The sequence below is a fragment of the Blautia sp. OF09-25XD genome (genome assembly GCF_003482095.1).
Lineage (GTDB): Bacteria > Bacillota > Clostridia > Lachnospirales > Lachnospiraceae > Fusicatenibacter > Fusicatenibacter saccharivorans.
Genome location: NZ_QUMG01000027.1, coordinates 1 through 26341 on the forward strand (window position 1 = coordinate 1; position 26341 = coordinate 26341).

General features: G+C 47.1%; 22 protein-coding genes and 4 pseudogenes. 8 read left to right on the top strand and 18 right to left on the bottom strand.

All coding sequences use genetic code 11. The annotated features are described in order from the left end of the window. Positions 1-288: 288 nt before the first annotated feature. The 4 genes from DXA93_RS16660 to DXA93_RS16675 all read left to right on the top strand — a co-directional run bounded on the left by DXA93_RS16660 (position 289) and on the right by DXA93_RS16675 (position 2788). On the top strand, positions 289-648 hold the full coding sequence (locus tag DXA93_RS16660; protein WP_286439335.1) for a helix-turn-helix transcriptional regulator: 360 nt from the start codon (positions 289-291) through the stop codon (positions 646-648). Positions 649-891: 243 nt separating this feature from the next. Beyond that, positions 892-1221 carry a plasmid mobilization protein gene (locus tag DXA93_RS16665; protein ID WP_054337118.1) on the top strand — a complete coding sequence of 110 codons (330 nt, stop codon included), beginning with the start codon at positions 892-894 and terminating at the stop codon, positions 1219-1221. Beyond that, entirely contained in the window at positions 1182-2528 is a 1347-nt protein-coding gene (locus DXA93_RS16670) for a relaxase/mobilization nuclease domain-containing protein (RefSeq protein WP_117542476.1), read from the top strand. The genes DXA93_RS16665 and DXA93_RS16670 overlap by 40 nt, the downstream gene beginning before the upstream one ends. Before the next feature lie 2 nt (positions 2529-2530). After that, positions 2531-2788, top strand: coding sequence for a hypothetical protein (locus DXA93_RS16675; protein ID WP_054337119.1), 258 nt, complete (start codon positions 2531-2533; stop codon positions 2786-2788). Positions 2789-2964: 176 nt separating this feature from the next. Here the strand turns inward: DXA93_RS16675 and DXA93_RS16680 are convergent, their stop codons facing one another. The 18 genes and pseudogenes from DXA93_RS16680 to DXA93_RS16760 form a co-directional block, all read right to left on the bottom strand. Continuing rightward, positions 2965-3330: a cysteine-rich VLP domain-containing protein gene (locus DXA93_RS16680; protein ID WP_117542475.1), complete on the bottom strand. Its 366-nt coding sequence runs from the start codon at positions 3328-3330 to the stop codon at positions 2965-2967. After that, positions 3327-3539, bottom strand: a complete 213-nt coding sequence (locus tag DXA93_RS16685) for a transposon-transfer assisting family protein (protein ID WP_442857948.1) — start codon at positions 3537-3539, stop codon at positions 3327-3329. The genes DXA93_RS16680 and DXA93_RS16685 overlap by 4 nt, the downstream gene beginning before the upstream one ends. Beyond that, positions 3536-4480: a hypothetical protein gene (locus DXA93_RS16690; protein ID WP_054337120.1), complete on the bottom strand. Its 945-nt coding sequence runs from the start codon at positions 4478-4480 to the stop codon at positions 3536-3538. Before DXA93_RS16690 ends, DXA93_RS16685 begins: the two co-directional genes overlap by 4 nt. 3 nt (positions 4481-4483) lie before the next feature. Further along, positions 4484-8511, bottom strand: a pseudogene (locus DXA93_RS20335) (antirestriction protein ArdA). 153 nt (positions 8512-8664) lie between these two features. Next, on the bottom strand, positions 8665-10764 hold the full coding sequence (locus tag DXA93_RS16700) for a DNA topoisomerase 3 (RefSeq protein ID WP_237987037.1): 2100 nt from the start codon (positions 10762-10764) through the stop codon (positions 8665-8667). 15 nt (positions 10765-10779) lie between these two features. Further along, positions 10780-10968, bottom strand: a complete 189-nt coding sequence (locus tag DXA93_RS16705; protein WP_117542472.1) for a hypothetical protein — start codon at positions 10966-10968, stop codon at positions 10780-10782. Then, complete coding sequence (locus tag DXA93_RS16710; protein ID WP_199709576.1) at positions 10965-11693, bottom strand: DUF4366 domain-containing protein; 729 nt, start codon at positions 11691-11693, stop codon at positions 10965-10967. Before DXA93_RS16710 ends, DXA93_RS16705 begins: the two co-directional genes overlap by 4 nt. After that, the gene (locus tag DXA93_RS16715; protein WP_054337122.1) at positions 11683-11952 is read right to left on the bottom strand and encodes a DUF4315 family protein; all 270 of its coding nucleotides are present in this window, start codon (positions 11950-11952) and stop codon (positions 11683-11685) included. Before DXA93_RS16715 ends, DXA93_RS16710 begins: the two co-directional genes overlap by 11 nt. 31 nt (positions 11953-11983) lie before the next feature. Continuing rightward, a complete protein-coding gene (locus DXA93_RS16720; RefSeq protein WP_119208845.1) occupies positions 11984-14020 on the bottom strand; it encodes a C40 family peptidase in 2037 nt (678 codons plus the stop codon). 49 nt (positions 14021-14069) lie between these two features. Beyond that, positions 14070-16504 (bottom strand): annotated as a pseudogene (locus tag DXA93_RS16725) (VirB4-like conjugal transfer ATPase, CD1110 family). After that, positions 16452-16856 carry a PrgI family protein gene (locus DXA93_RS16730; RefSeq protein ID WP_069411037.1) on the bottom strand — a complete coding sequence of 135 codons (405 nt, stop codon included), beginning with the start codon at positions 16854-16856 and terminating at the stop codon, positions 16452-16454. Before DXA93_RS16730 ends, DXA93_RS16725 begins: the two are co-directional and overlap by 53 nt. 21 nt (positions 16857-16877) lie before the next feature. Further along, on the bottom strand, positions 16878-17747 hold the full coding sequence (locus tag DXA93_RS16735; protein ID WP_074034364.1) for a VirB6/TrbL-like conjugal transfer protein, CD1112 family: 870 nt from the start codon (positions 17745-17747) through the stop codon (positions 16878-16880). Positions 17748-17763: 16 nt separating this feature from the next. Further along, positions 17764-17978 (bottom strand): annotated as a pseudogene (locus DXA93_RS16740) (Maff2 family mobile element protein). A gap of 199 nt (positions 17979-18177) precedes the next feature. Next, positions 18178-18345 carry a hypothetical protein gene (locus DXA93_RS18050; RefSeq protein ID WP_176702676.1) on the bottom strand — a complete coding sequence of 56 codons (168 nt, stop codon included), beginning with the start codon at positions 18343-18345 and terminating at the stop codon, positions 18178-18180. Beyond that, positions 18338-20125, bottom strand: coding sequence for a VirD4-like conjugal transfer protein, CD1115 family (locus DXA93_RS16745; RefSeq protein ID WP_117542469.1), 1788 nt, complete (start codon positions 20123-20125; stop codon positions 18338-18340). Before DXA93_RS16745 ends, DXA93_RS18050 begins: the two co-directional genes overlap by 8 nt. Next, a pseudogene (locus DXA93_RS16750) lies at positions 20122-20597 on the bottom strand (PcfB family protein). Before DXA93_RS16750 ends, DXA93_RS16745 begins: the two are co-directional and overlap by 4 nt. Positions 20598-20679: 82 nt before the next feature. Beyond that, entirely contained in the window at positions 20680-20898 is a 219-nt protein-coding gene (locus DXA93_RS16755) for a DUF5348 domain-containing protein (protein ID WP_002610290.1), read from the bottom strand. A gap of 20 nt (positions 20899-20918) precedes the next feature. After that, a complete protein-coding gene (locus DXA93_RS16760; protein ID WP_117542467.1) occupies positions 20919-21872 on the bottom strand; it encodes a DUF6017 domain-containing protein in 954 nt (317 codons plus the stop codon). An 866-nt stretch (positions 21873-22738) separates the two neighbouring features. On the opposite strand from DXA93_RS16760, the gene DXA93_RS16765 reads away from it, so the two are divergent. The 4 genes from DXA93_RS16765 to tnpA form a co-directional block, all read left to right on the top strand. Continuing rightward, on the top strand, positions 22739-22951 hold the full coding sequence (locus DXA93_RS16765; protein WP_119208843.1) for a hypothetical protein: 213 nt from the start codon (positions 22739-22741) through the stop codon (positions 22949-22951). Positions 22952-23036: 85 nt separating this feature from the next. Further along, positions 23037-24281 (top strand): McrB family protein, encoded by a 1245-nt coding sequence (locus DXA93_RS16770; protein ID WP_119188995.1) that lies wholly within the window; start codon positions 23037-23039, stop codon positions 24279-24281. Continuing rightward, positions 24278-25795: an McrC family protein gene (locus DXA93_RS16775; RefSeq protein WP_118594511.1), complete on the top strand. Its 1518-nt coding sequence runs from the start codon at positions 24278-24280 to the stop codon at positions 25793-25795. Before DXA93_RS16770 ends, DXA93_RS16775 begins: the two co-directional genes overlap by 4 nt. 414 nt (positions 25796-26209) lie before the next feature. After that, the coding region (gene tnpA / locus DXA93_RS20780; RefSeq protein WP_442857949.1) for an IS66 family insertion sequence element accessory protein TnpA at positions 26210-26341 on the top strand (132 nt) is incomplete at its 3' end.

A 26341-nucleotide genomic window follows, 5' to 3' on the forward strand; every position in this document is an offset into this window, starting at 1 on the left:
GAACAGTTTGCAAACCTGTACCGCCTCATAAAAAGCAGCGCCTCATTCGAAGAAGCTTTTAAGTTTGTGGGATAAGTTTGTGCAAAATTCGATATTTGCTCATTTATAGATACAATTTTGAATAATCTGCTTTCTTTCAAATATTTCCCTCCTTTAACCCTATTATAGTATATAACTGAACATCTTTCGTCAAGGTTTATATATGATTTATTTCAGTCAAAACTATGATGTGTGTAATCATATCTTGAAAGAGAGATGAAATATAAAATGTAGTTGGGTGAAATGACTATGAAGCAGAACAAAGAAAAATTTGATTTTAAGGCTTTCGGACAAGCCATTAAAGCAGCAAGAAAAGCAAAGGGAATATCACGCAATCAGTTAGCCGATACGCTGAATATTGCGCCCCGATATATCGCGTCCATTGAGAACAGCGGGCAGCACCCAAGTTTACAGATTTTATATGAGCTTGTAACCCTGCTTGATGTATCAGTAGACCAGTTCTTTTTCCCGGAACGGGAACAGGAGAAATCCACGCGCCGCCGTCAGCTCGATACTATGCTTGACGGTATGAGCGAAAAAGATTTGAAAATCCTGTCTGCTACTGCAAAAGGAATAGAGGAAGCCAACAACGACGAAACGGGGGAATAAAGTTCTCTCGTTTTTGTTTATATAGAGTGATTGAAACGTCGCAGATTGCGGCGTTTTTCTTTTGGGAAAGTTCGTCAAATTTGCCGTTCCCGGTGTTGTAGGTAGTAAGGGATAAAGTTTCGTAGCAAGCATAGGAAAAGAGTACCCTTTTCCGTATTTTCGCCCTCCCGTCCTGCGGTGCGTCGGTTGAAAATTGCTTGTTGGGAAGTGTCCCAACCCCTCGGAATGGAAAGGAGCGATTGCATGAACGGACGCAAAAGAAAAATACAAATCAAATTCTATGTAACAGAGGAAGAACGGGCATTGATTGAACAGAAAATGAAGCTCGTCCCTACCCGGAACATGGCGGCGTATCTTCGCAAGATTGCCATTGACGGGTATATCATTCAGACAGACCATAGCGACATAAAAGCCATGACAGCGGAGATACAAAAAATCGGGGTCAACGTCAATCAGATTGCAAAGCGTGTCAATACGATAGGCAGCGTCTACCAAGAGGACATAGAGGAAATAAAGGGGGTGCTTGCAGAGATATGGCGGTTACAAAGATTAAGCCTATTAAAAGCACGTTGAGCAAAGCCCTTGACTATATCCAAAACCCGGATAAAACAGACGGAAAAATGCTTGTGTCCTCTTTTGGGTGTAGCTATGAAACGGCAGACATTGAGTTCGGATTTACGCTTGCACAAGCCATAGATAAGGGAAACAATCTCGCCCACCATTTGATACAGTCCTTTGAGCCGGGGGAAGTGGATTATGAGAAAGCCCATGAAATCGGAAAACAGCTTGCCGACGCGGTAACAAAGGGACAGCATGAATACGTCTTGACTACCCACATAGACAAAGGGCATATCCATAACCATATCATTTTTTGTGCGGTCAATTTTGTTGACTACCATAAGTACAATTCCAACAAACGCAGTTACTACGGCATACGGAACATGAGCGATAAGCTGTGCCGGGAAAACGGGCTGTCTGTTGTCGTTCCGGGCAAAGGCAGCAAGGGAAAGAGCTATGCAGAATATCAAGCGGAAAAGGTCGGTACAAGTTGGAAAGGCAAGCTAAAAATTGCTGTTGATACGCTTATTCTGCAAGTAGCAAGTTTTGAAGAATTGTTGCAGCGGTTACAGGCAGCGGGTTATGAGATAAAGCCGGGAAAATATATCTCCTGCCGCGCTCCCGGACAGGAACGCTTTACCCGCTTAAAAACTCTCGGTGCAGATTATACAGAGGAATCAATCAAAGAACGGATTGCAGGCAAGCGCACAAAGGCGGCGAAAGCTCCCAAAGAGCAGCGCGGCGTATCGCTGCTTATTGACATTGAAAACAGTATCAAGGCACAAGAGAGCCGGGGCTATGAACAGTGGGCGAAAATCCATAATCTGAAACTGGCTGCAAAGACTATGAATTTCTTGACAGAACATAAGATTGAGCAGTACGCAGATTTAGTCAGCCGGATTGAGGAAGTAAATGCGGAAAATGAAAAGACAGCAGACGCATTAAAGAGCGTGGAAAAGCGTCTTGCAGATATGGCGGTGCTGATGAAGCACGTTACTACCTACCAAAAGACAAAACCTGTCTATGAAGCATACCGCAGGGCAAAGGATAAGGACGCATACCGGGCAAAGCAGGAAAGCAGTCTGATACTCCATGAAGCGGCAGTAAAGACACTGAAAGCGGCGGGCGTTACTAAACTCCCCAACCTTGCCGCCATGCAGGAAGAATACGGGAAACTACAAGCGCAAAAAGAAGCCCTTTACGCTGATTATGGCAAGCTGAAAAAACAGGTCAAGGAATACGATGTTATCAAACAGAACATAGACCATATTTTGCGGCAAGGCAAAGAGCCGGAACGGAAGAAAGGAAAGGAACGGGAATAATTATGAAAATGGTTGGTATTACACCATGTTACAGAATAACATTAGAAAATGGCAGTTATGGCGTAGAAACTTATATTAACGCAGACAGTAAAATCCAAATTACTTTTGAGGACGGAAATACACTTATCGGATATATAGAATGTGTGGAATATGGAACTTATTCCGATGAAAATGATACTCTGGTTATAAGGGGAGAGAATGGAGAGCTGTATATCCTATTGGGAAATCGAATAAAGGATATAGAAGGACTGCACGAATAAAGTAAAAGAACAGGGCGCAGACAGCCAACAAAAGACTGTCCGCGCCCTGTTTTATGTAGGTGCGTTTTTGGTATCTGTTACGCAATAGAACGTCATTTTTAGGGGATAAGGTATAAAACCCTTGCTGCGTCATTTTCAAGCACTGAAAGCCCCGTAAATCAAGTCTTTTTTTGCCCCTACTGCGTAACAAGGGCGCGTCGTTTCCTCATGCGCTCCGCTGCCTGTCTGCGGGTAATACGCTTCCGGCAGTCCGGGCAGTATTTGACGCTGTTAGAGGTGGACGCAAAAGAAGCTCCGCACTCGGTACAACGCTTTTTATCCTCGGTCTTGAAAAGCTCTGCGTACAGCAGCTTATCAAGAGGAAGTACGGCGGTCTGAAACCATTTGCAAAGAAGCGAATAGGAAATAAGCTGCGGGCAGACACATTCCTCCCCGTCGTCCAGTAAAATACAGTGTCCGTTATCGCAGTTGCAGCACTCCTTTTTTACAAGGCTGTTGACTTTCCGGCTTTGGGGCGGCGTAAGCCGCTTAACCCCGGTCATACTTCATCAGCGGCGAAAATGGCAAGCTCCACATACTCACTTTCTGTCAGAGGTGCGATTTTCGCAAGGGTGCGCTTCGCCAGTTTACGCATATCCTCGTCCATAAACGGTAGCGCAGCGTTGATGTTCTCCATAAGCCCGCGCTTGCCGCCCTCATTGTAAATGCTCAACAGGTTTGTTTCTTCAACGGTCAGTCTAATCATTCTCATACCTCCAATTCGTGATTTTTTGATTTTACAGCCGCCTTTTTCGGGGCGGCTTTTCTTTTGTCAGCGGCAAGCTGCGCCCGGATTGAGGGGCGCACCCTGCAAATATCTGTGTCTCGGTTTTCATTTTTATCAATCAAGGCGTATGTTCCATGTCTGCCCTCGATTTTGGAAAAGGAAAGTGTCTTATAGGGCAGCATGGAAAACAGACGGTCGGTGTCCTTAGAGGACGCAAGCTGCATAAATGTCGGGGACAGTTCCACCATGAAATGTGTCCTATTAGGGCTATTGGGCGTGTCCCTGCGCTTCATTTCCTGCACAATGCGCCGCGCTTCGGCTTCAATCAGCCCAGCACGCAGGGCGGCGGTATGTTCCTTGAAGTCGCCCGGTGTCAGTTTATCCCGTTTTTGCTTTTCTTCCCGTAAAAGGAATTGTAGCGCGTCAGGGTCGTTGGGTACTGCTTCAAAGTGTTCAAACTTCCCTAAAGAAGTATCGGGATTTCCGTTAAAATGCTGTCCGGCGGGTATCTCCCTTGTCCCATGCTCATAAATCAACTTGACTGTGTCGGCGGCAAGCGTATTGTCCTTAACGCGCTCATACTGCCTTGTATAGTCAAGCTCATAAAGATTGCCTTTGATTTTCCCGCGCTCCCTGCCCGTCAGCTCGACGGCATAGGCAAGAACGCGGTCGCGGGTCTGCTCTTTGTAAAAACACCATGTATTGTGGGCGGCGGTATCCTTTAGGAACACGTCGCGCTCCTTAAAACAATGCGTCCCGGACGGGCGGCAAAACCATAGCAGCGTCTTATCCTCTCTGTTAGGGCTTGCCGCTGCTTTTGCAATAATCTCCTTGTCAATGTCAAAATCACTTTGGAAAAATCCTGTATTCTGCCGCATGATAGCGTCAAGAGAAGCGAAAATATCCACGTTTTCAAACTTATTCATGCGTCAGCTCCTTTCCAAATCCTGTGTTTTCTGTTTTGCCTGTTTCTTCGGTGTCTGTTCTTTCGCTGCTTTAAGCTGCGCCCGGATAGAGGGCTTCTTTTCCGTTTTTGCTGCCTTGCCGCGTTCCTTGTCAGCCTTGACAGCTTCAGCAAGGTCAACAAGGGAAATGGTTTCTCCTGTCTTTACCTTTGCTTCCAATTCTGCGACTGTCGGGGTGTTGTTTATCTGCCCGTCAATCATGTTGTAACTTTGCTCGGTGGTCTGCTCGGCAGCTTTCAGATAGTTTTCCGGCTGAACGGGAACAGCAAAAGCCCTTGTACCGTTCCCCATAATCAGATATTTTCCATCGTCGGACTGGTGGTGCAATCCATATTCGGCAGCTTCCATTTGCTCGCGGCTCATGGCGGTTACATAGAAAGTCCCCCTCGGTGTTTTGATTGTTTCGCCTGTTTCCAAGTCGTCGGGAATGAGGGCTTTTTCCTGCTCCTTGAAAAACTCCGGCACTTCCTTATAACCAAAGCTGTCTACATAGTGGGCGGTGTCCTGCCCGTTCTGATGAAGTACCACCACGTCGGAAACGGAAAGGCTGTGTCCCTTAAAATCTTTCGGGTGGTCGATATTGAAGCGGGTGTAAATATCTTCAAGGGAAGTCCCCGGCGTAAGCTCTGCGGAATAGACAAGGGCATAGTTTTTTGGGTCTACCCGGTGTCCTGTGGCAGTCAGACGGTCATAAGGTTCAAAGCGCAAATCCCTTGTTTCGTCCCCGCCTTTTATCTGATAAATGGAAAAGGTGTCTTTGCTCTGTGGGGCTTTCTGTTCCGGCTGCTCCTGTACGGGTTGTTCCTGTGCAGCTACCTTTTGCTGCCGGATATGCGACCGCTGTAACTCGGTAGGCTTTTCCCCTGTAAGGGGCTGAATAGATTTCACATAATCAGCCGCATAGTAGGCGTTACTGGTAAGCTGCCGCTGCCATGCCCCGGCTTTTGGCGACCAACGGAAGCCATTACTTTTTAAGGCTTCCCGCGTGGCTTCGTCCGGCTTATCCTCAAAGAAGATTTGCAGTCGGTTCGCTTCGATGTTTGCTTCCACCTTGCCGCCGTCAAATTCCCAACCGACAAAACCGATTTCTTTTTGCTGTGAAAGGGATTTGATACGGTCTTTCACGCGCCGGATTTCTGCGCTGTTGTTGGATAACGCCCAAGTCGCAAAGGGCTTGTCCTCCAAATGCCAACTGCTCGCCATCTCTGCTTTCAGTTTTTCCAGTTCCTCCGGCGGTAAATGCGGGCAGCCGTTAAGGGTCTTATGCTTGCGGTAATAGGCGTTTACGGCTTTCATGGTTTCCTGTGATTTTTCAAGGCTTTCCAGTTTCTTTTCTAATTTCTGTACTGCCTGTGGGTCGTCTGCGCTGATACCGCCCATGCCGGTGCTGCGGATTTTATCAAGAAGCCCTTGTATGTCCTGCCATTCCCGATAATTGCTGTCGCGGGCTGCGTTCTGCTTTTCTTTCTTCCTTGTGGGAAAGTTAGAGCCGCCCGCAATCAGGATAGAGGGAACACGCGCGTCAATCTCATAGCCTTTGTTCATGTTCGCCGCCAGTTTCCGGGCGTAGGTGTCAAGCAGGCTGTCGATTTTCTCATGGTACATCGGGTCTACCCGCTGTTTCTGCCTTTCTGCGATTTGTACGGCTTCATCTACATAGTGCCTGTATTCAGCCGTCGCGCTGCCTTGCTTATAATCGGAAAAGCTGTTCATATCCTTTGCACGTTTGGCGGCAGCTTCATTGATAGTGTAATAAGGGGCGGCGGGTGCAGCCTGTTCCGGCTTTGTTTCTTTTTCCTGTACCGGGGCTGTTTCTTCGGGAAGCTCCGTCGCGGCTGCTTCTGCTTCGGGCTGTTTGGCGGCTTCCTGTGCGGCTGCGCCTGTTCGGTGGTCTGCTCCTTATCCTGTGCCTTTTGGATTTCTGCAAAATGTCCGTCTATGGTATCAATCAGCTTTGCGGCGGTGCTGCGGATTGTTTCAAGAGAGCCTTTCAGTTCTGCAAGTTCTTTTCCGCTGCTCCACCCGGCGATATACCCAAAAGAATAGTCCGACGTATCAAGCCCGTAATGTTGGCAGACAGCATAGGCGACGCTTTCCGCCTGTACCTCGCGGGTGCGGCGGTCGGGGCGTTCCGGCATGGCAAGGGCGGTATCATGCAGCGTGGCGTGGGCGATTTCATGGATTGCGGTCTTGATGTTCTGCAATTCGTCCATGCCCTCGTTTATGAAGATACGCTTTTCCTCATAATTGCAGCGTCCTTTTATGCCGCCGCTTAGTGCTTCAAATCCCATAACAAACGGGGAAGTCTTTTCAAGGGCGGCGAAAAAATCCTTGTATTGTTCCACGTTGCCCGTCAGCTCATAGGTAAGGGCAGGAAGCTCCTTTCCCTCGGTCTGTGAAATATCAAAGACAGATACTACACGAAAGGCGGGTATCTTGATTTCCTTTTCCTCGGTAACAGGTTTCCCGTCCTTATCGAAAACAGGCTTTTGGGTGTCCGGGTCGATTTTTTCCACCTGTTTCTTAACGGTAAACGGGGACGGTGCAAGTATTTTGATAGCTTTTTCTCCGGGCTTTACATGGCGGTCAAATTCCTTTTCCCATTGTTTATAGCCTTTCACAAGATTGCCGCCCTGCATGGCGATAAGGATTGTATTGTTAAGGCTGTAATCATGGAATTTAGACATAGTACGCAGATAGTCGGCGTAACGGTCGCTTTCATACAGTCCTAAAATCCCTTGTTCCAGTCGGTCGGTAATCTCTTTCATTTTGTCGGCGGGCTTTTCAGAAGATAGGATAATCGGGAAAACCGGGGGCTGCTCTGTGGCGGCGGTTTGTATGGCTGCGGCAGCGTCAAGGTCTGCCTGTTCCTTTTCCTGTACTGGCGGCTGCGGCGTTACCCGGTATTCCTCCGGCACGTCGCGCCCGTCATACCATTCTGTAAAGGTGTTGCGGTTATTGTAGATATAGCCCTGCTCGGTAAATCTGCCCCCGTCATTGATAGCAGCGTCCCGCCCGTATTCCTCATACATGAAATATTTTTTTGCTTCTTCGGGCAGCTCCAACTCGCCCAGTTCTTCAATCAGATAATGCCCGTAATCTTCCTCACTCTGTACGGACGGATAAAGCCAGTAACAATCAAGGTTTTGTGCAAGGTTGATAATGTCCTGCAAGTCCCTTGTATGGTCGCCGTATTCCATAGCTGCAACAAATTTTTCCCGGTCGTCGTCAAACTGCATTTTCAAAAGCTCGCCCAAATAGTTCAGTTCGTCAAGGCTTTCAAGCTCGGTCAATTTTCCTGCCAGTCCTGCAATAGAGGACTGGTATTCTGTGATGTGCAGCTCTCCGTAGTTTTTGCCGTCTATCCCGATACGGTCAAAGACTTCTTTCAAATGCTCGGCAGTCGTGGGGAATGATACCCATTCGCCCGCAGGTCTGCCCTCGGTATACTTTCCAAGATTAGAAAGATACCCGCTTAAAATCGGTTGTTCCATGCGTTCGCTCCTTTCTTTCTCAATCATGCGGTGCATAAGCGCGTAGTCCTCCATGCTCATACTCCCGTCAAATAGATAGGGGTCGGGTTCTTTGCCGTCCCGGTAGGCTTTTTCAGAGAAAGGAAGCCCCGCAGCGTGGGCGGCGGCTCTTGCTTCCTCGATAAGCTCCGGCGGCAGCCTGTCGTCGTGGGCTTCGATAAATTCCCCGATATTGCTATATCCGTTTTCGTAGTGGTGGCGCACTCCGGCGGTCAGCTCGTCAAGGCTCATATCCTCGCCAAGATAGCCGGAATAATAGCCGTTTACCACAACAGCGGCAGGGTCAGCCTGCTTGATTTCTTCCATGCGGCTTCTGTCCTCCGGGTAGAGAATATCGCCCATTTCAAGGTGGAAATATTCGGCGTTCCAAGAACGTCCCGTTTTCCAAAATGCCACCCAAGCGATACCGTCCCTTAATTCTTCTTGATAGTCCTTTACGGTGTCCCGTAAACTTGCCATGTGTAACCTCCTTTCTTCGGTTTCAGAGGGTAAAACCCTCCATAAAACAGAGGGTTTGGGAACTTCCCAACAAGCAAAAATCCCCGCCGTTCTCGGTAGAGAAAGCAGGGATTTTACGGAAAAGGGTACTCTTTTCCTATGCTTGCTATTCAGTTATTTTTTCTTCGGAAGCTCCACCCGGTAGTTGACATATTTCCCGCCCGTATCAGCCAATACGATAGTTCCGTCGTAGGTTTTGCCCGTCTTTGGGGAATAGAGCTTTTTTACATTTACCTTGCCGGATTTTAAGAGTGCAACGGCAATTTTGGGGGTAAAGGCTACTTTGCGTTCTTCAAAGAAACGGTCATTTTTCCACATGGTAAAGCTACATTCTTTATTGCTGCAATAGTAGTTTTTCTTTCCCTCATAGACAGGAGAACCGCAGCGGCGACAGCTTCCCAACGCTTCCCGTTCCGGCTTGAACATCTGCGCTTTATCATCAGAAAGAAACGGATAGTTTTTTACCAGTTCCCGCGCCATATCCTCGATACCCTCCATAAATGCGGCGGGGTCTGCCTTGCCTTTTGCAATCTGCGTCAGATTGTTTTCCCATTCTGCGGTAAGCTGCGGGCTTGTCAAGGTGTCCGGCAGGACGCACACAAGGTTGATACCGTCCTTTGTGGGAAGTAGCTGCTTGCCTTTTCGCTCCACAAAGCCGCCCTTTACCAGTTTTTCAATGACGGCGGCGCGGGTGGCGGGAGTTCCAAGCCCTTTGCGTTCTGCGTCCGGGTCGGTGTCCTCGCTTCCGGCGCGCTCCATAGCAGAGAGCAGCGACGCTTCGTTGTGGGGCTTTGGCGGTGTTGTGTCATGCTCCGTTACCGTTGTCGCCGGATTTTCAAAGGTCTGTCCCTCGGTAAATGGCGGCAGGGTCTTTTCGGTGTCGCTGTCTGCGTCGTCCGTTTCGGGCTTGTTCTTTAAGGCTGCCCTGTATTTCCGGTCAATCTCTTTCCAACCCTCACAAAGAATGGTCTTGCCCCTTGCGGTAAAGGACTGTCCGGCACATTCAAAAACTGCTGTAACCGCTTCAAAGGTATGCGGTGCAGCGGTCGCCATAAGTAGACGCGCCCCGGCAAGGGTAAGGATATTCCTTTCGCTTTCCGGCAGCGCGGCAAGGTCGGTCTTTGCAAGCTCCATAGTCGGGATAATGGCATGGTGGTCTGATACCTTTTTACTGTTCAGCACCTTTCCAAGCTCCGGCGTGAAGTCTTTTCCCGCCATAAAAGGAAATTTCCCACAAAGCAGCTTGATAATGCCCGCCGCTGTGTCGCCCATGTCGTCGGTCAGAAATGCGCTGTCGGTTCTCGGATAAGTAAGAAGTCTTTTTTCATACAGGGCTTGTGCAAGGTCAAGGGTCTGCTTTGCGGTATATCCGAACAGGCGGTTTGCTTCCCTCTGTAAAGAAGTAAGGTCAAAGAGCTTCGGCGGGGCTGCGGTCTTTTTCTCTTTCACAAGGGAAGTACAGACTGCTTTTGACGCTTCGCAAGTCGTTTTTAATGCGTCGGCTTCTGCTTTATCTGAAATTCGTTCACTTGCAGCTTCCGCATCGGATAAGGTAAGGCGCACATGATAGTATTTTTCTTTCTTGAAAGTGGTAATCGCTGCGTCCCGGTCAACAAGCATTTTTAAGGTCGGGGTCTGTACGCGTCCCACGTTCAAGGTGTGATTGTAAAGGACAGAGAAAAGACGGGTGGCGTTGATACCGATAAGCCAGTCAGCCTTTGCCCTACACAATGCGGAAGCAAAGAGCGCGTCGTATTCCTCGCCGTTCTTCAGACGGGAAAAGCCCTCTTTGATTGCGCTGTCCTCCATAGAAGAAATCCAAAGGCGGCGCATAGGTTTCTTGCAGCCCGCCATTTCATAGACAAAGCGGAAAATGAGTTCGCCCTCGCGCCCTGCGTCGCAGGCATTGACGACTTCGGAAACGTCTGCCCGGTGCATAAGCTCCTTTAAGGTCTTGAATTGCTTTTCCTTGTCAGCCGCAACGGTGTACTTCCATTCCTGCGGCAAAATCGGTAAGCTGTCATAGCTCCACTTTTTATACTGTTCCCCATAGGCGGCAGCTTCCGCAAGCCCTACCAAATGTCCCACGCACCAAGAAACGATATAGCCGCTTCCTGTGAGAAATCCGTCTTTCTTTTCCTTTGCCCCAAGTACGGCAGCGATTGTCTGTGCCACACTGGGCTTTTCTGCGATAACTAAGATATGTGAAGTCAATAAAAAATCCTCCTTTCAGCGTTCCGGCTCGGTTTCTTTTTTCTTCTGTACCTGTTTCAGACAGTACCCCATACAAGGGAACTGCCCCTTGTATGGGCAGGAAGCGCAAGCCGGGGGATAAGGAACAGGCGGCGCATTATCACGCCGCCCGTCCGGTTTCTGTATCATCATCTTTTCAAAGGGATTGTCGGTAAACAGGGTCATAGGGTTTCTTCCTCCGTTTCTTCATCTTCGGAAGTTTCCCCGGTATCTGCTTCCGGCTCGTCCTCGTCGTAATCCTCAAATTCAAAATCTTCAAGGTCGGTATCGCCCTTTACATTCTGCTTCGGCTTTAGAAACTTAAAGTAGTAGAACGCTGCGCCGCCGCCAAGCAGGGCAAAGAGGACTAAGGCAAGCACCACACCGGGATTGCCGCCTTTTTCTTTCGGTTCTTCCGGCTGCTCCGTTGGTGTTGGGGTAGGTTCTTTACCTGTGCAGCCTGTCATACTGGTAACACATACCGGGCAGGACGTGTTTACCTTTCCGGCTTCGCATTTCTCCGTACAATTACAGATTTCCGGCTTTTTGGCAGCTTCACCGTTTTCGGTCAGTGCCATAAGGTCGGCTTCGTCCACTTGATTTAGGAAATGTACGGTCTGTTCGCCCTCGGCAGCGCGGTCAATGAGGATATAGAAGTAATTGCCGCTTTTGGTGGCAACAGTGATAAGCTGCTTATTGCCGCCGTAATCGTCAACCAGTGTTGCGTTTCCCTTTGGGGTAAGGGGCGGCGTTTCCTCTTTTTCCTCCACAATCACGCCGCTGTCATTAGTCGCGTTCCCAGCGGGCGGCTCTGTGGCTGCGCCCTGTGCATAGGCAGGGACAGAAAAACCGCCCATAAGGATAAGGGCGGCACAAAGGGCAGTCATGGTCTTTTTCAGTTTATTCTTCATCTGCATTTTCCTCCTGTTCTTCGTAGTCTGCGGCTTCGGTAGCGGGTGCGGCAGTCATGCCGGGAATACCGCCGCCGGACAGCATAGCGTTCAGTTCCTGCGGGGTCAGACGCATAGCTCGTACAAGCTGCACGATTTCAAGGTTTTCCGCTTCGGTTTTCTGCGCTTCCAGTCCTTTTAACTTGTTCTGATACTCTGTGATTTTCTCGCGGGTCTTTGCGATTTCCTTATTGATACGGTCGATTTTATTGTTTGCCATAGGTCATTTCTCCTTTCTTTTTGGGGCTGCTTTACCAGTTCATCAGCCCGTAGCCTTTGATACATTGATAGTTAAGGTCATAGCTCTTTATCTTGCAGGCGTCGCCGGAATTGCCCTCAACGGTATAGACGCGGCTGCCGTCCCTGCCAAGCACAAGCCCCACATGGTCGGCAACGCCGTCTAAATCCCAATCGAAAAAGATAGCGTCGCCCGGTGCGATATTCTCATAGCCGCGTGCGCCCCATTGTCCCCTTGACTGAAACCAAGGGACACCCTGCCATTCGCAGCCCGCAAAGCGCGGTTCGCTTTTTCCGGCTTGATTGTAGCACCATGATACAAAACAGGCACACCATTCCACGCGGCTGTTAAAGCCGTACCAAGACCAGTAAGGGTAGCCGCCCACATTTCCGACTTGCTGCTTTGCAAGCTCCATAAGCTCTTGATTTCCGGGGCGCGTACCGTTTACAAACTCCACGCCGCTTAAATCCTCGGACGGGCTTCCGTCGGGAGAACCGCCGCCAAAAATCAGCGGTTTGTTGCCGCTTGTTTCCAAATACACCCGGTACATTTCAAGCTGCTCCGGCGTAAGAAGTTTCTCCGCAAGCTCGGAAATAGGCTTGTTTGTTAGTTTCACATTCAAGATGTAATACTCATAAGGGACTTCCTCGGTGGTGGTTTCCCCGGTTTCCGGGTCGGTGCTTGTTTCGGTGCGGTAGCGTATTTCCACTTCCTCGGTCAGCGTCAAGGTGTATTGCATGGCAAAGATACGTTCAAGCTCTGCCTGTGCGCTCTGCGGGGTGTAGCTCTGTAAGAGGGCGGTCAAGTAAGACGCTAATTCGTGGGGGTTATGCCCGATACTGTCAAGGTCGTAGCGGTATTCATCATAGCCGGGGTGGGTGCTTTCGATATTGTCAATCTCACTTTGCAGGGCATTTTCCATAGCGGTGTAGTTCTGTTCCGTTGCCACAAGGTCGCTGTCCTCGGACGTGTAGGACGTGCCAAGTACCCCGTTTGTCAAGCCCGAAAACATAGCCCCGCAAGAGGACAGCCCTGCGGAAATCATAATAAAGAGAAGCAGCGCGGCAACTGCAATCAAAATGCCCGCCGGGTGTCTTGCCGCAAATGCGGCGGCTTTCCTCGTTTCCTCGGCGGTTTTCTTCGCCGTCTTTCTTGTGGCTTCCGCTGCGGCTTTTGCCCCTCCTTTCTTTGCCGCCTTTGCATACTGGCGTTTTATCTGCTGTTTCTGCATGAAACGGGAAAGCGGGTTAGAGGTAAGCTGCGGGTTGTCGTGCAGGGTCTTGTGATACTGGAAGTTGACGTTTGCCTTAAATGCTGCCTTTTCTGCCTTTGCTGCTTCCCGGTAGGGTTTCAGCTTATGGCTGCGGTAGCCCTGTTTTAACTTCCTCGCCCCGTATTTCGCGCCGCGCTCGGCAAGTTCCTCCGACTTATGCGCCCCCTCAACGCCGGAATTGTCCTTTTCGACGGAATGTATCTTGTTGTGGACGAAAATCCCTGCTTCCTGTGCGGGGCGTGACAGCGGGTTTCCCTTTTTACTGCCGGGTATCGGTTTTTCCTGTTCTTCAAAGCGTAAGCGGGTCTTTGCCTTGCCTGTGGCTTCGTCAAAGGTGCGCTCCTTAACCAGTTTCTTTTGCTTTGGGATAGCTGCCTTTGCCGCGTCCAGTTGGTCAGCGGCTTTGTTTGATTTTTCAATATAGCGTTCCAGTTCCGGGGTGGCAAGTTCTTCCTCGGTAAACTGCAAGCGGGAAGATGTTGTTTGTGCGGTGGCTTCCTCCTGTGCCTTGCGTACCGCTTTTTTACTGGCTTTGCGGGTCTGCGCTACTTCGATATGCTCCATGACGCGCTCTGCGGTGGCGGTGTCCCTTGCGGGGGCAGCTCCCGGCGCGTGGGGTAACGGGGAAATTGGGGACGCTACACCTTGAAGCTGCGTCCCGTCCTGCGCCGCTTGCTGCTCCGGGGACTTTTGAAAATCCGCGTCCTGTTCCCGTTTACTGATACGCTCGGCGGTCTGCTGTGTTTCGTTTACCTCGATAAGCCCGTCGCGGGTCATTTTCTGTGTGATTTTATCGCGGGATTTATATTGCTTCATGGTCTGCACCTCACTTTCCGCTTTCGGAAACTTCCTCCGGCTTCGTTGTCATTACCCTGTAAAGCTCGGTATCTTTCGGGAAGCGGTCTACAAAAGGCAGCACCACATTCCCATAGAAGATAAGCCCCTCGCCCGCTTCGGTGTGGGTAACATACTTCATCTGCTGCGGGGAAATATTAAGCTGCTTTGCAAGGATAGTACGGTCGCCCTGCGCTTGATTGAGCATGAGGACAAAATCGCTGTTTTCAAAGATATTTTCCACCTCACGGCTTGCCAAAAGGTCTTTGACGTTCTGCGTAATGGCTGTTGGGATACCGCCCCATTTACGGAAACGCTTCCAAATCTCCACGCTGTAAGCGGCGGTCTGTTCCTCTTTTAAGAGCAAGTGAAATTCGTCCATATAGTAGCGGGTCGCCTTTTTCTCTGCCCGGTTTATCGTTACCCTGTTCCATGTCTGGTCTTGCACAATGAGCATACCTAACTTTTTAAGCTGCTTTCCAAGCTGCTTTATATCAAAGCAGACAAGGCGGTTAGAAAGCTCCACGTTGGTTCTGTGGTTGAATACGTTAAGGCTGCCGGAAACATACAGCTCCAATGCCGCCGCGATACGGGCAGCTTCCGGCTCCGGCTGTCTTAACAGCTCGTCGTAAAGGTCGCCCAAGATAGGCATTTTTGCCGGGTCGGGGCCTGCAAGGAACGGGCGATACACATTTCTTACAGCCCTGTCAATGACGGTCTTATCAACAGGCTGCAACCCCTCCTTGCCGCCGATAACAAGCTCACAAAGGGAAAGGATAAAATCACTTTTCAGCGCAAGAGGGTTGTCGTCCTCGCTGTAATTAAGGTTTATATCCATAGGGTTTACATACTGGGGCTTGCCGTCAATGCCCCTGCCCGTAGGGGAAAGCCGTATCACTTGCCCATTCAGACGCTGCACAAGGGAAAAATACTCGGCTTCCGGGTCGCAGATGATAATATCGTCGTCGGTAATGAGAAAAGCGTTTGTCATTTCTCTTTTTGCCGCAAAGGATTTTCCGCTTCCCGGTGTTCCCAAGATAAGCCCGTTTGGGTTTTTGAGCTGCTTTCTGTCGCAGAGTATCATGTTGTTAGAAAGGGCGTTCAAGCATAGTACAGGGCTTGCCCCGTCTGAAATAACTCCTGCGTGATAAAGGGGATAAAAATAGCGGTGCTGCTCGTTGTCAAACCTCTCTGAATAGGGATAAGGTTTTCCCCAATCGGCACACTGGATAAAAGCCCCGCTTCCTGCTGATAGTCAAGGCGTGTCAAGCGGCAATTGTATTTCTGTGCGATACCCGCCGCAGCGAAAATGTCATTTTCCAGTTTCCGCTTCGTGTCTGCCATGTTTACCACAAGGAACGTAAGGAGAAACATTCGCTCGTTGCGGCTCTGTAAGTCCTGCAACAAGTTCTTTGCTTCGCTGCCAAAGGTGGCAAGGTCGGACGGGATTATATCCATGTCATAGCCGCTTCTAACCGCTTTTTTCTGTTCCTCAATCTTCATCTTGTCAAGGTCTGTGATTTTGCGCTTAATGGTCTTGATTGCTTCCGACTGGTCGATACTGCGTATATGTAAGTTGACGATTACGCCTGTTTCCAAGTCCAGTATGTCGGCAAGCATACGGTCGTTGAGTTCCGGCGCAAGGATTTCAAGGAAGCTCGCCGCGCCGATTTTCTTCCCCATGCGGAAATATCTGCCCTCGCCAAAACGGAACGAGGACGGGGCGATAAAATCCTTTGTAGTAAGCCCTGTCGGGGTAAGCCAGTCAAAGGAAAAGGAGAACGGCTCGCCCTCCGGGTGGAATACCCCATGCAGCACCTTTAAGCGTTCATAGCCGGATAAGGGGCGGGCGGTTACGCCAAGCACCTTGAAATTGTTAAGCACGTCGGTTTCGATACGGGAAAGCCTTGACTTTGCAGCCGCCTTGTTATCGGCTTCAACGGTAAAGGTAATGTATTTGTGCTTCACAAGCCCGTTGTTGCCTTTACTAAGCTGATTTTTCAGCATATCCGAATACTCAGTGCGGATAGAGTTGAAAGCGTCCTCCTGTGCGGGGATAGAGATTGCTTTTTCTGCCTGTTCCCGCTGCGTTCCTTGATTGATGAAAGAAAGCTGCACGCTCACGCTTGCGTCAAAGTAGTTGAGGAAATCGCACCAGTTTTCAAAAATGGCGGTCTTATCGTCTGCCTGTGCAAGCTGATAATTGATGTCCTCAAACACGACGCACTTTGAATATCTCTTTTCCGTAACCTTGCAGATACCGTCCGGGTACATGGCAAGGTAGGGAATGGTCTGCTGTGCGGTGCGGGCTTTGCCGTCGCCTTTTGCCTTTCGGATAGCTTCGGCAATCTGTTTCTTTTCGGCGCGGGTCAGCTTACGCCTGTTTCCTGCGGCTTCCCGCGTCTTTTTTGTTTGTCCTTTTGACAATCGCTGATACCTCCTTTTCTAAGTTTCGCTGCTTTTCCAAGACAGCGTATAGGTTTTCGGTTCTGTAAGGTCGCTCCTTTGGGCGGGTAAACTTTGTCTGAATGACGTTTCTTACCACCACTTCAAGGGGCTGTCCATGCTTTTCATACATGGCAAGCAGGAAGCAGGGAAGCATGACGACAATCATCGCCATAGCTGCAAGGTTTGTCCCTGCGCTGCCTTTGAGCAAAAAAAACAGCGGCAGTCCGATTAAGAGAGCCGCCGCAAAACAAACGATTTGCCGCTTTGTCAGATTGAAAGCGACTTTTGTTTTGACTTTGGATAGGTCTTTGGGTACAGGTACATACGCCAAGAAAAAACCTCCTTTCTGCCCTTAGTGGGCGTTGAATATGGATTTTGCCAATGTGCCGGATTTGAATAGGGAAAAACAGAGGATAACCGTATAGGCGGCAAGGGAAAATACCGCGCTGTGCAGATTGTCTGCGATTATCATATCGTTTACCAGTACGGCGTAAATACCGACACATATCATAATGAGGAAGCCTTGAAAACCAAGAGCGAACAGCCCTTTTAGGTAGTTGTTCCCAATCTGTCCCCATTCTCTGTTGGTCATGGTCGCAAATGGAATAGGCGATACCGAACAGTAAAGGTAAATCTCTATCATTCTGCCGTAGAGGATAACGGTTATCAGTACGGACATGATTTTCATGCAAAGGCTCACAAGGCTTGTTTCAAGCACAAGTAAGAGCAGTTCGGGGATTTCCATATCTTCAAGCCCTTCCTGCATGGCGGCAAGGGCTTCGGCAACGTCGATATTCGTATCGCCGCCGATAACCCCCGCTGCGCCGGAAACGATATGCTGCGCCATATCAAAAACCGCCATTGTGATGTTGAACGTGTTGGTTACGATAAACACCGCGACAAAGGCTTTGAATATCCACTTAAAGAACATGAATGTTTCTATGTCGTGCATATTGTTCTTTTCCGTTACCATGCTGATAAGCTCGTAGCATAGGACATAGGTAATGACAAGCCCCGCAATCGGGACGATTACATTTTCAGAAAGGGTCTGTATCATATTGAAAATGTTTGCGTTCCAACCCTGCGGGGTCTGTCCTACCTCGTTTGCGATAGTTCCGACTTTTTCGTTTACGTCCCCGAACATAGTTGACAGATTACCGTTTATCGCTCCGATAAGGATTTCCTTTATCCATTCGTTAATCGCGTCAAGTATGCTCTGCATAGGCAGCTACCCGCGCTTAACCGAACAAGCCGGAAAGCAGAGGTACAAGGATAGTGCCGATAAGGCAACGCCTCCGCCCGCCATGAGCTGTTTAATGCCCTGTGATTTTGCTCCCGGATTATCATTTCCGTAGCCCTCCAAGAGATTGATAACGCCCCAAATGCCAAGTCCTGCTCCAAGAGCGATAACCAAAGTCTGTAATACGCCGATTGCGCTGTTGAAAAATTCCATAAAACTCCTTTCTGCCGCAAATGCGGCTTGCCCCGTAAAAGGGCATAAAAAACGGCGGTCAGTTTTCAAACTGCCGCGGTCATAAGTCCCCGCGCTGTGTAAGTGTCTGCCGCGCGGCGGTATTCAGTTGTCAGTGTGGGCGATAGGAATTTTTGTAGGGGCGCGTATCATGCAAGTTGTCTTTTTCTTTGTTACTGCGTCAATTCCTCCTTTCTTTTCGCTGCTGCTCATACAGGGCTTCACACCGTTTCACAAACTGCCGGATAGCAGCCTGCCGCTGCTGTTCCCGTCGTTCAGCAATCAAAACAAGCCCGTTTATGGCTTCTGTGATTTTCTTGTCCTTTTTCTTTCTGATACGTCTATTCATGGTCGGTGTCCTCCTGCAAATCGCTTTCGCTGATTTCGTAGTAGTCAAATACTTCGTCCGGCTTCACAAGGGCGGGTCTGCGCCTTAAATGCTTCTCCATATCAAAAGTATTTTTCTTGTCATAGTCGGAAAGATATTTATAGTTGGGGTGCTTTGTAATGTCGTACTTATCGGAAAAGAACGGGCGCACCCCTCTAAGCTGTAAAATACATTTCCCGCCGTCCATAACCGCAATTTCATCTTCCGTCATAAGCTGCTTGCCTAACTTCTGATAGTTCAGCCCATGCGATACCTCGCGCCCCCGGTTCTCGGAAGTGTTGAAGCTGTCAATGGTTTCTTTCCCCAAGATTTCCGACATTTCTTTGAGGGTGGTTTTCTCCTTGCCGCCCAAGAAAAGGGTGGTGTCGCAGTTGCCGACTATGGTATCGGCGTTGTCCTTATAGATTGCTTTTAACTGGCTTTGCGACTGCAAGATAATCGACGCGGAGATTTCCCGGCTTCGTATGGTGGCTATGAGCTTTTCAAACTTCGGTATCTGCCCGATATTTGCAAACTCGTCTAACAGACAGCGCACATGGACGGGCAGCCTGCCGCCGTATTCATCATCTGCCTTGTCGCAAAGCAGATTGAAAAGCTGCGTGTAAAGAATACTCACAACAAAGTTAAAGGTATCGTCGGTGTCGGAAATGATAACAAACAGGGCGGTCTTGCGGTCGCCTATGGTGTCAAGCTCTATTTCGTCGGTTTCCATAAGGTCGCGCAGCTCCTTAATGTCAAAAGGGGCAAGCCGCGCACCGCAGGAAATGAGGATAGAGCTTCGTGTCTTTCCCGCAGATAACAGGAATTTCTTGTACTGCCGGACGGCAAAGTGTTCCGGGTCTTTTTCCTCCAACCGTTCAAACATGAGGTCAACGGGGGACTGAAATTCCGGGTCGTCCTCGCGGGCTTCACTGGCATTTATCATTTCAAGCAGCGTCGTGAAGTTCTTTTCTTCCTCCGGGGCTTCGTACCAAATGTAGCCGATAAGGGCGCAGTAAAAGAGCCGTTCCGATTTTACCCAAAAATCCTCCCCGGCTTTTTCCCCGTCCCCTTTGGTGTTAGCAATCAAGGTATTTACCAGTTTCAAAATGTCTTTTTCGCTGCGGATATAGGCAAAGGGATTGTAACGCATGGATTTCTTAAAATTTATCGTGTTCAGCACCTTTATCCGATACCCGCCGCGCTGTAAGAGCTTCCCACACTCGACTAAAACCGTACCTTTCGGGTCGGTTACAACGTAGCTTGAGTGCATTTGCATTAAGTTGGGCTTCACAAAAAATCTCGTCTTTCCGCTGCCGCTTCCCCCGATAACAAGGATATTTTTATTCCTTGCATACTTCGGCTGCTTCGGGCGGCTGTTCATGGTAAGCCGTTCCGTCTGTGTCAGCAGCACGTTATTCTGAAATACCGGGTCGGTATAGGGCTTTATATCTTCGGCGTTGCCCCAACGGGCAGAACCGTATTCGATACCTTTTCGATATTTCTTTGCGTTCTTGCCTTTGAAGTACACCATAAGCCGGATAAGGACAGCCCCCACAATACCGATAAGCAAATCCATAGGGACAAGGCTCGGAAGCGGGTTTGCAAAGGCAGCGGAAAAGCCGTCTGCAAGGGAAAGCACCTTGCCGGAAAGGTCAGCCCCCGGAGAGAACCGCACCGCCTGTCCGATTTTATCAAAGAGATAGACAAAGAGCAGATAGGGGGCATTTAGGATAAGCAGCTTTTTAAGTTCCGGCTTCATAGCGATACCTCCCTGTCTTTTTTCTTCACTTTGTCCCTCTGTGCGTTCAGAGCTGCAGCCTTGTCTTTCAGAGTGGAAAGCAGCTTGCGGATAGAGGGCTTTTTATCCCTGCCTAATTTCTTTGCGGTAAATTCCCGAAACGCTTCGGTCATAACGTCAATATCCTTGCCCTTAAAAGACACAAGATAGGTCGGCGGCTTGCCGTTCTCAATCTTCTTGACGTTGTAATCAAGCCCGTTTTTCCTTGCGATAGGTCAAAGGCTTTGATATTTTGGTCGGTAATCTCAATGTTGGAAACCTTTTCTCCCGGCTTCATAAGCTGCCGCATAGTGATTTTCCCATGCGGGGCTTTGGTTAGCTGCCCTTTGCCTTTGGCAAGCAGGGCTTTCATAGCCTTTTGCAGCACTTCGGCTGTCAGCTTAGATGTTTTGATTGCTAAAGACACAACTTTTTCGTTGACTTCATCTTGCATGAAATCCCTCCTTTCATGGTTTTGTTAGGGTGGTGTGCCGCTTCGGGGCATAAAAATAAGGCGTACATTTTTCATGCCGCCTTTAGATACGCACCCGCAGCCCGTTCAAATCCGAAGCCCTTACACCCACAAGATACCAGTTGTCCCCGTACTCCATGCGGGTCGGCTTCCATTTGCCGCGTACAAACACTTCAAGGCAATCCCCACAATGCAATCCTCCGTAGTAGTCGTTAAGGTCAAAGCGAATGTCGTAACGGTCTGCCGTTTCATCAAAAATCAAAGCTCCTGTTTTCTGTGTCATAATAAAATCCTCCTTTGGTTTTACAGGCTTTCGCCCTCATTGTAGGTGTAATCGGGTATGCCCTTGCTTCTTGCCGACTGGATAGTACGCCCGCCGTACATATCGTGATTGACAAGGGCGGTGTAATAGCTGTCAATGGTGTTTGGGGCATTGAACAGTACCGCTTTCAGATATTGCTTGATGTTGCGGATTTTCGTTGTGTTCTCTTTCATGCAGTCAAAGACAAATTCAATGTGGCTGCTGTTGAGCTTCATAAACTTTGCTTTGACAAGCTCTGCCGGGTAATCGTCCCCGGCGATACGGATTGTCTTTCGTTTGGTGCAGACCGTTTCAAGGATAAGGGACACAATCTCGTCCAAGCGTTCCCTGTCAATGTCGGTATGCTTGATAAAATGCTCATATTCGATATTGTCCTTGATGATTTCCTCATACACACTGTATGCGTCTGCCGCTTCCGTTCCTTTCCGTTCCGGCTCTGCCGTTTCTTCCCTCAAAGGAGAGGGGTTAGGGGAAAGGATAGGAATGGAATGGTTACTTGATAAATCCGTATTTGATTTTTCTTTTTTTGATAAGTCAGTCTTTTGTATATCTTTATTTAATTGCATTGGATTTTCCAACGTAGGTTTTTCCTGCGTAGGATTTTCCAATGTTGGATTTTCCAATGTAGGTAAATCCAAGTTAGGCGGCTGCTCATAGATGATGTAATCAGCTCCCCGCAAACGTCCTTTCTTGTCGCGTTCCCTTGAACGCTGAATATATCCGGTTCTTTCAAGCTCCCGGACAGCTTCGCGGATAGCGTCGATTTTTTCCCGGTTGATATAGGACAGTCCCGCAAGGGTATAGTCCCAATCCTCCGGCAAGGACAGCATTTGCGATAACAGCCCTTTTGCCTTTAGGGTCAGCTCCTTGTTGCGTAAATGGTGGTTGCTCATAACCGTATATCCTGTGTTTCTCTCCACGTGGAAAACTGCCATAGCTTCATCAACTCCTTTGCTGCATATTTGTTACGCAGTAGAACAGCGATTTTGAGGGTTTAGGTATCAATCCCTTACTGTGTGAAAACCGCACCCGCAAAGCCTTATGTAGCAAAGCTCTTTTTGCCCCTACTGCGTAACATGAGGGTAAAAAAATAGCGGCGTTCCTTGTTTCACGGTTGGGATAAGGTAACGCCGCCAGTGCGGTGCTATATGAAATTGTGTGATTGCCGACGTGCCGCGCCGCCAGTGCGTCGCGTTTGTATTGGGTTGTTTCATGCTCGCAAGATGTTCCGGCATATCAAGGCGCAATCCGTTAAAAGTAGTAAATTGGTAGTAAAATCAATCTGAAATCCTGCGAATGTGCTTGTATTTCAAGGTTTTTTCGGGATAATCAAAATTTTTATGAAGAAAAATGGGACTATTTGAATGGATGTCCGAGAAATGAAAAAGCGTGGGATGAGGAAGGGGAACTGCAGTGCAAAATATACATATCAAAAAAGAAGGGGCTGGATCGGGATCAGAAAATGGAAGTGATGAAACTGTATGAGACGGTGGAGGACAGGAAAGTGAGTGAGGCGGTGCGGGTGATTTGCGGATAGAAGTGAAAAGAAAAACGGTTGAAGCCAGGTGCAGGTCTGATACTGTAGAAAAAGAAGACGGAAAATTGGGACAATCTTTTTGTGCAAAATATGTATAAAAAGCGAAAAACAGTTAAAAAATATAAGCTTTTTGCATAAAAACATATGCTGAAATATGTACAGTAACAAAAATACATGGTATAATGAGCGGTAGTGAGTGGAATATGCTTACACATTCAGCGTGTGCCAAAGGGTAACGTTGTTAAATAATGAAATTACGATATCATGAAAAAAGAACAGTATCTAGATAAAATCATGAAAGGAACCAAAATGAGTAAATCAGCTGCAGAAAATCAATTGAAGGAGATATTTGATGTTAATAAGATTAACATTGAGGATGAGGACTGGAAAACGAATTTGCGCGCTTATAATTTTAAAATTGAGAGACAAAGGTTTAAAGTTTTGAGCAATAATGGTATATCAAAAGGAAACTTTTGAAGTTAAAAGGAGGAGAATTCGATTGCGATTATGTAATTATTTACAACACGATTAATACAGACACTAAGGATGCTGAGAAAGACAGATGGATCTTGAAGAAAAAAAGTGGTTTCAGAACTTGGGTGATGACGTTAAACAACCTTCTCAAATGTATGCTAAAGTAGGTAAAGAAAGACAGCTTGATAAAGAGGACTTTACAAAGCGCTTAAGAGAAATAATAGAAAATATACCGGGAAAGGATATATTAAAAATGGATAATAAACAGAATGATTTCGGGGATTTATATAATTTAGTAGAAAATGGTGCAACACAAATAATTTTAACCGGTGCCCCAGGAACAGGAAAAACCAGACTGGCAAAAGAAGTTGCCAAAAAGTTTGCAAAAAATAATAAAAAGCATTTGAAAGAAAATGATCCAAATTCAGATGATCAGAAAAAAGATGATTCAAACTCAGATTATCAATTAGTTCAATTTCATCCATCCTATGATTACACAGACTTTGTTGAGGGGCTTCGGCCAGTGGAGGATGCACATGGAAAAGTTGAATTTCGGAAACTTGATGGCATTTTCAAAAAATTCTGCCGTAAAGTTGTAGAAAGAAATGAATCGGATAAAAACCAAGATAAATATTTCTTTATTGTGGATGAAATCAATCGAGCCGATTTGTCAAAAGTATTTGGTGAGTTGATGTTTTGCCTTGAGTCAGATAAACGTGGTCCACAAAATTCTGTTCAGACACAGTATGCAAATCTTCGTACTTATGATCCAGAAAATGGAAGTTACTATTCAAAAGAAAAAAAAGATGTGTTTAAAGATGGATTTTATATTCCAGAGAATGTTATTGTGATAGGAACTATGAATGACATCGACCGTTCAGTCGAAAGTATGGATTTTGCGTTGCGACGTAGATTTATATGGAAAGAGATAGAGGTAGAAAAAGCTACGGAAAATCTCAAAAAGATTATTCAGGATATGTTACCAGAAGAAGCTTTTAGTAACTGCAAAGACAAAGACGCTGAATTTTCGAAAATTGCTGAGTATATTAGTTTTGTAAATAAAAAAATAGAAGATCATCAGGGACTGAATAGGCATTATGATATCAGCCAAGGACAGTTTGCTAATGTTCCTGGGATAAATAATTGCAAAAATGCCGATGAATTGATCCAACAAGTCTGGAATCTTAGATTAGAATCTCTTCTTTACGAGTATGTACGCGGAGAAGGAAATGAAGAGAAGTTTGTGAATGAGTGCAATTTGGAGGCGTTTAAGGAGTGGGAAAAGGTGCAAAAGAATGCTCAGAATAATACTCCGTCAGAGGAAAAGGAATGATTTACTTAAAAGATTACTCAAAATTGGAAGAGTGCATATCAGAAGAAATTAATAAAGAAAGTAGTTTGCTGCAAAGTATATATAAAGAAACAGGAGATTCCGAGGAGAGAGTAGACAGATTTGCGAAGCTAATAGATGGAGTTTCACAAAGTGATATTCTTGTACTTGATGAAAACGACTGTGCGGCTGGAGAACCTTTTAAGATTGTGACCCAGGGCAATAAGGGAGAATATTGGACGCAACAATATATTGGACTGCTGCAGATAACCTCCGATGGAACGAAAGAAGAGGTTTTTATAAGAAGCCGTTTTGACGTAAATGAGTCATGTGAATTTTCCAAGTATATGTTAAATAAAGCACTGGGTTTGAAGGCAAATATTCTTCAGAAGGTAGAGCCTTCGGTGGGAAGAGGGGAGATTCTGGATTTGATTCTTGCAATTATTTTCGCAATACAAATTGCAAGGGCTTATAGAAAAGGAATCTATCGCAGATATCGAACGTATGAAAACAACGATTCGAAATTAAAAGGAAGAATCGATGTTGCACGCCATATTCGTCTCAATCCGATATTTAACGGAAATATTGCCTATTCCAGTCGAGAATATACTGCTGATAATGATATGAATCGTATGATTCTTACGGCATACACATCATTGCAAAAAAGACAGCCGGGCCTTATGCGTGAATTGGAAAAAAAATACACACCGGTGAAAGATTTTATCTCACAGTTAAAAAATATCATGCAGCCTGTGTCGCGTCAGGAAGCGCGAAAACTGGTTCAGAAGGAACGAAAAAAAATCACGCATGCGGTATATTCGGATTGGGAAAGTGTCCGGAAAACGGCAATTTTGATTTTAAAGTATATGGGAATTGCGCCAGAGGACGATGGGACGAATGTCAATGGTATATTAATTAACATGAATTATATATGGGAAAGATATTTGGTTCAAATTGTAAAGGAGAAAATAGAAAACAAATATCAAATAGAGGGAAAAAAATCATTTGGAACATTTTTCTGTAATGGTCAAAGTATAGAGCTACAGCCTGATTTGGTCATTTCCGATAAAAAGGTCATTTCCGATAAAAACAGACCACTCTTGATCATTGACGCAAAATATAAAAACGAATGGGAAAACGTTGCTTCAAATAAATCAGATAAACCGGAAAGAGAAGACTGTTTTCAGATTATGTCTTATATGTATAGGGCAGAATGCAAGTTTGGCGGGATCTTTTGTCCACAAACTAAAGTACGAGATGATGGAAAAATGAAAGAGTATTCTATTTTTGGTGAGTCCGATAAAGAGGCAATCGTGACTCTTTTTTCGTTACAGATTAATGGAATTCAAGGAAGTAGTAAAGAATTCGCAGAGGAAATGGAAAAAAGAGAAGATGCTCTTTGCGGTGAGATTCTGAAAAAAATAGAAACTCATGAAGAATTGCGGAACCAAGAAATGAAAAAAATAAAAGATATGGCTGTATTCATGAACACAAATGGAATGGAAGTTAAAAAATAGCCTACTATCTTAACGAAAGTGCTTCAAGGATTCAAGAATGGATTGAAGAAAGCAGCATTGTGCAGTAAGCAATGATAAGCTAAAAATGTTGCATAAAAAAACATAGAAAAATCATAAGAAGAAAATCAAGTGGCCGGGTTCCGGGGGGGGGGGCAAAGCCCCCGGCCCGGTCACATCTCTCCCCGCACAATCCGTTCATGCACACTGGCCATGAAATCATCGATCTGTTTTTCATCCGGAATCTCCGGCAGATCGGTGTTTTCTTTGTAAGTGCAAAATAATTCGACGGATTGTGTTGCCCTAAAAAATATCCCATAATAATCAATAGAGAATGCAAGCATTTTACTTCATCTTTTCTTGCTAGAAATGATAGGTGCGAGCATTTTACTCTATTCAAGTTATGGAGGTGTGCTCATGAAAAGCAAAAGAATACCTGTCGAAGAACAATACCGTCTCATCATGGAATGCCGTCAAAGTGGATTGACAGATCATCAATGGTGTGTGGAACATGATATCAAGCCAGGAACTTTTTACAACTGGGTAAAA

Excerpts from the sequence above, each read along its gene's own strand:
- DXA93_RS16660 (WP_286439335.1), top strand. The coding sequence starts at position 289 with ATGAAGCAGAACAAAGAAAAATTTGATTTTAAGGCTTTCGGACAAGCC.
- DXA93_RS16665 (WP_054337118.1), top strand. The coding sequence starts at position 892 with ATGAACGGACGCAAAAGAAAAATACAAATCAAATTCTATGTAACAGAG.
- DXA93_RS16670 (WP_117542476.1), top strand. The coding sequence starts at position 1,182 with ATGGCGGTTACAAAGATTAAGCCTATTAAAAGCACGTTGAGCAAAGCC.
- DXA93_RS16675 (WP_054337119.1), top strand. The coding sequence starts at position 2,531 with ATGAAAATGGTTGGTATTACACCATGTTACAGAATAACATTAGAAAAT.
- DXA93_RS16680 (WP_117542475.1), bottom strand. The coding sequence starts at position 3,330 with ATGACCGGGGTTAAGCGGCTTACGCCGCCCCAAAGCCGGAAAGTCAAC.
- DXA93_RS16685 (WP_442857948.1), bottom strand. The coding sequence starts at position 3,539 with ATGAGAATGATTAGACTGACCGTTGAAGAAACAAACCTGTTGAGCATT.
- DXA93_RS16690 (WP_054337120.1), bottom strand. The coding sequence starts at position 4,480 with ATGAATAAGTTTGAAAACGTGGATATTTTCGCTTCTCTTGACGCTATC.
- DXA93_RS16705 (WP_117542472.1), bottom strand. The coding sequence starts at position 10,968 with ATGACCCTGTTTACCGACAATCCCTTTGAAAAGATGATGATACAGAAA.
- DXA93_RS16710 (WP_199709576.1), bottom strand. The coding sequence starts at position 11,693 with ATGAAGAATAAACTGAAAAAGACCATGACTGCCCTTTGTGCCGCCCTT.
- DXA93_RS16715 (WP_054337122.1), bottom strand. The coding sequence starts at position 11,952 with ATGGCAAACAATAAAATCGACCGTATCAATAAGGAAATCGCAAAGACC.
- DXA93_RS16720 (WP_119208845.1), bottom strand. The coding sequence starts at position 14,020 with ATGACCCGCGACGGGCTTATCGAGGTAAACGAAACACAGCAGACCGCC.
- DXA93_RS16735 (WP_074034364.1), bottom strand. The coding sequence starts at position 17,747 with ATGCAGAGCATACTTGACGCGATTAACGAATGGATAAAGGAAATCCTT.
- DXA93_RS18050 (WP_176702676.1), bottom strand. The coding sequence starts at position 18,345 with ATGAATAGACGTATCAGAAAGAAAAAGGACAAGAAAATCACAGAAGCC.
- DXA93_RS16745 (WP_117542469.1), bottom strand. The coding sequence starts at position 20,125 with ATGAAGCCGGAACTTAAAAAGCTGCTTATCCTAAATGCCCCCTATCTG.
- DXA93_RS16755 (WP_002610290.1), bottom strand. The coding sequence starts at position 20,898 with ATGACACAGAAAACAGGAGCTTTGATTTTTGATGAAACGGCAGACCGT.
- DXA93_RS16760 (WP_117542467.1), bottom strand. The coding sequence starts at position 21,872 with ATGGCAGTTTTCCACGTGGAGAGAAACACAGGATATACGGTTATGAGC.
- DXA93_RS16765 (WP_119208843.1), top strand. The coding sequence starts at position 22,739 with ATGAAAAAAGAACAGTATCTAGATAAAATCATGAAAGGAACCAAAATG.
- DXA93_RS16770 (WP_119188995.1), top strand. The coding sequence starts at position 23,037 with ATGGATCTTGAAGAAAAAAAGTGGTTTCAGAACTTGGGTGATGACGTT.
- DXA93_RS16775 (WP_118594511.1), top strand. The coding sequence starts at position 24,278 with ATGATTTACTTAAAAGATTACTCAAAATTGGAAGAGTGCATATCAGAA.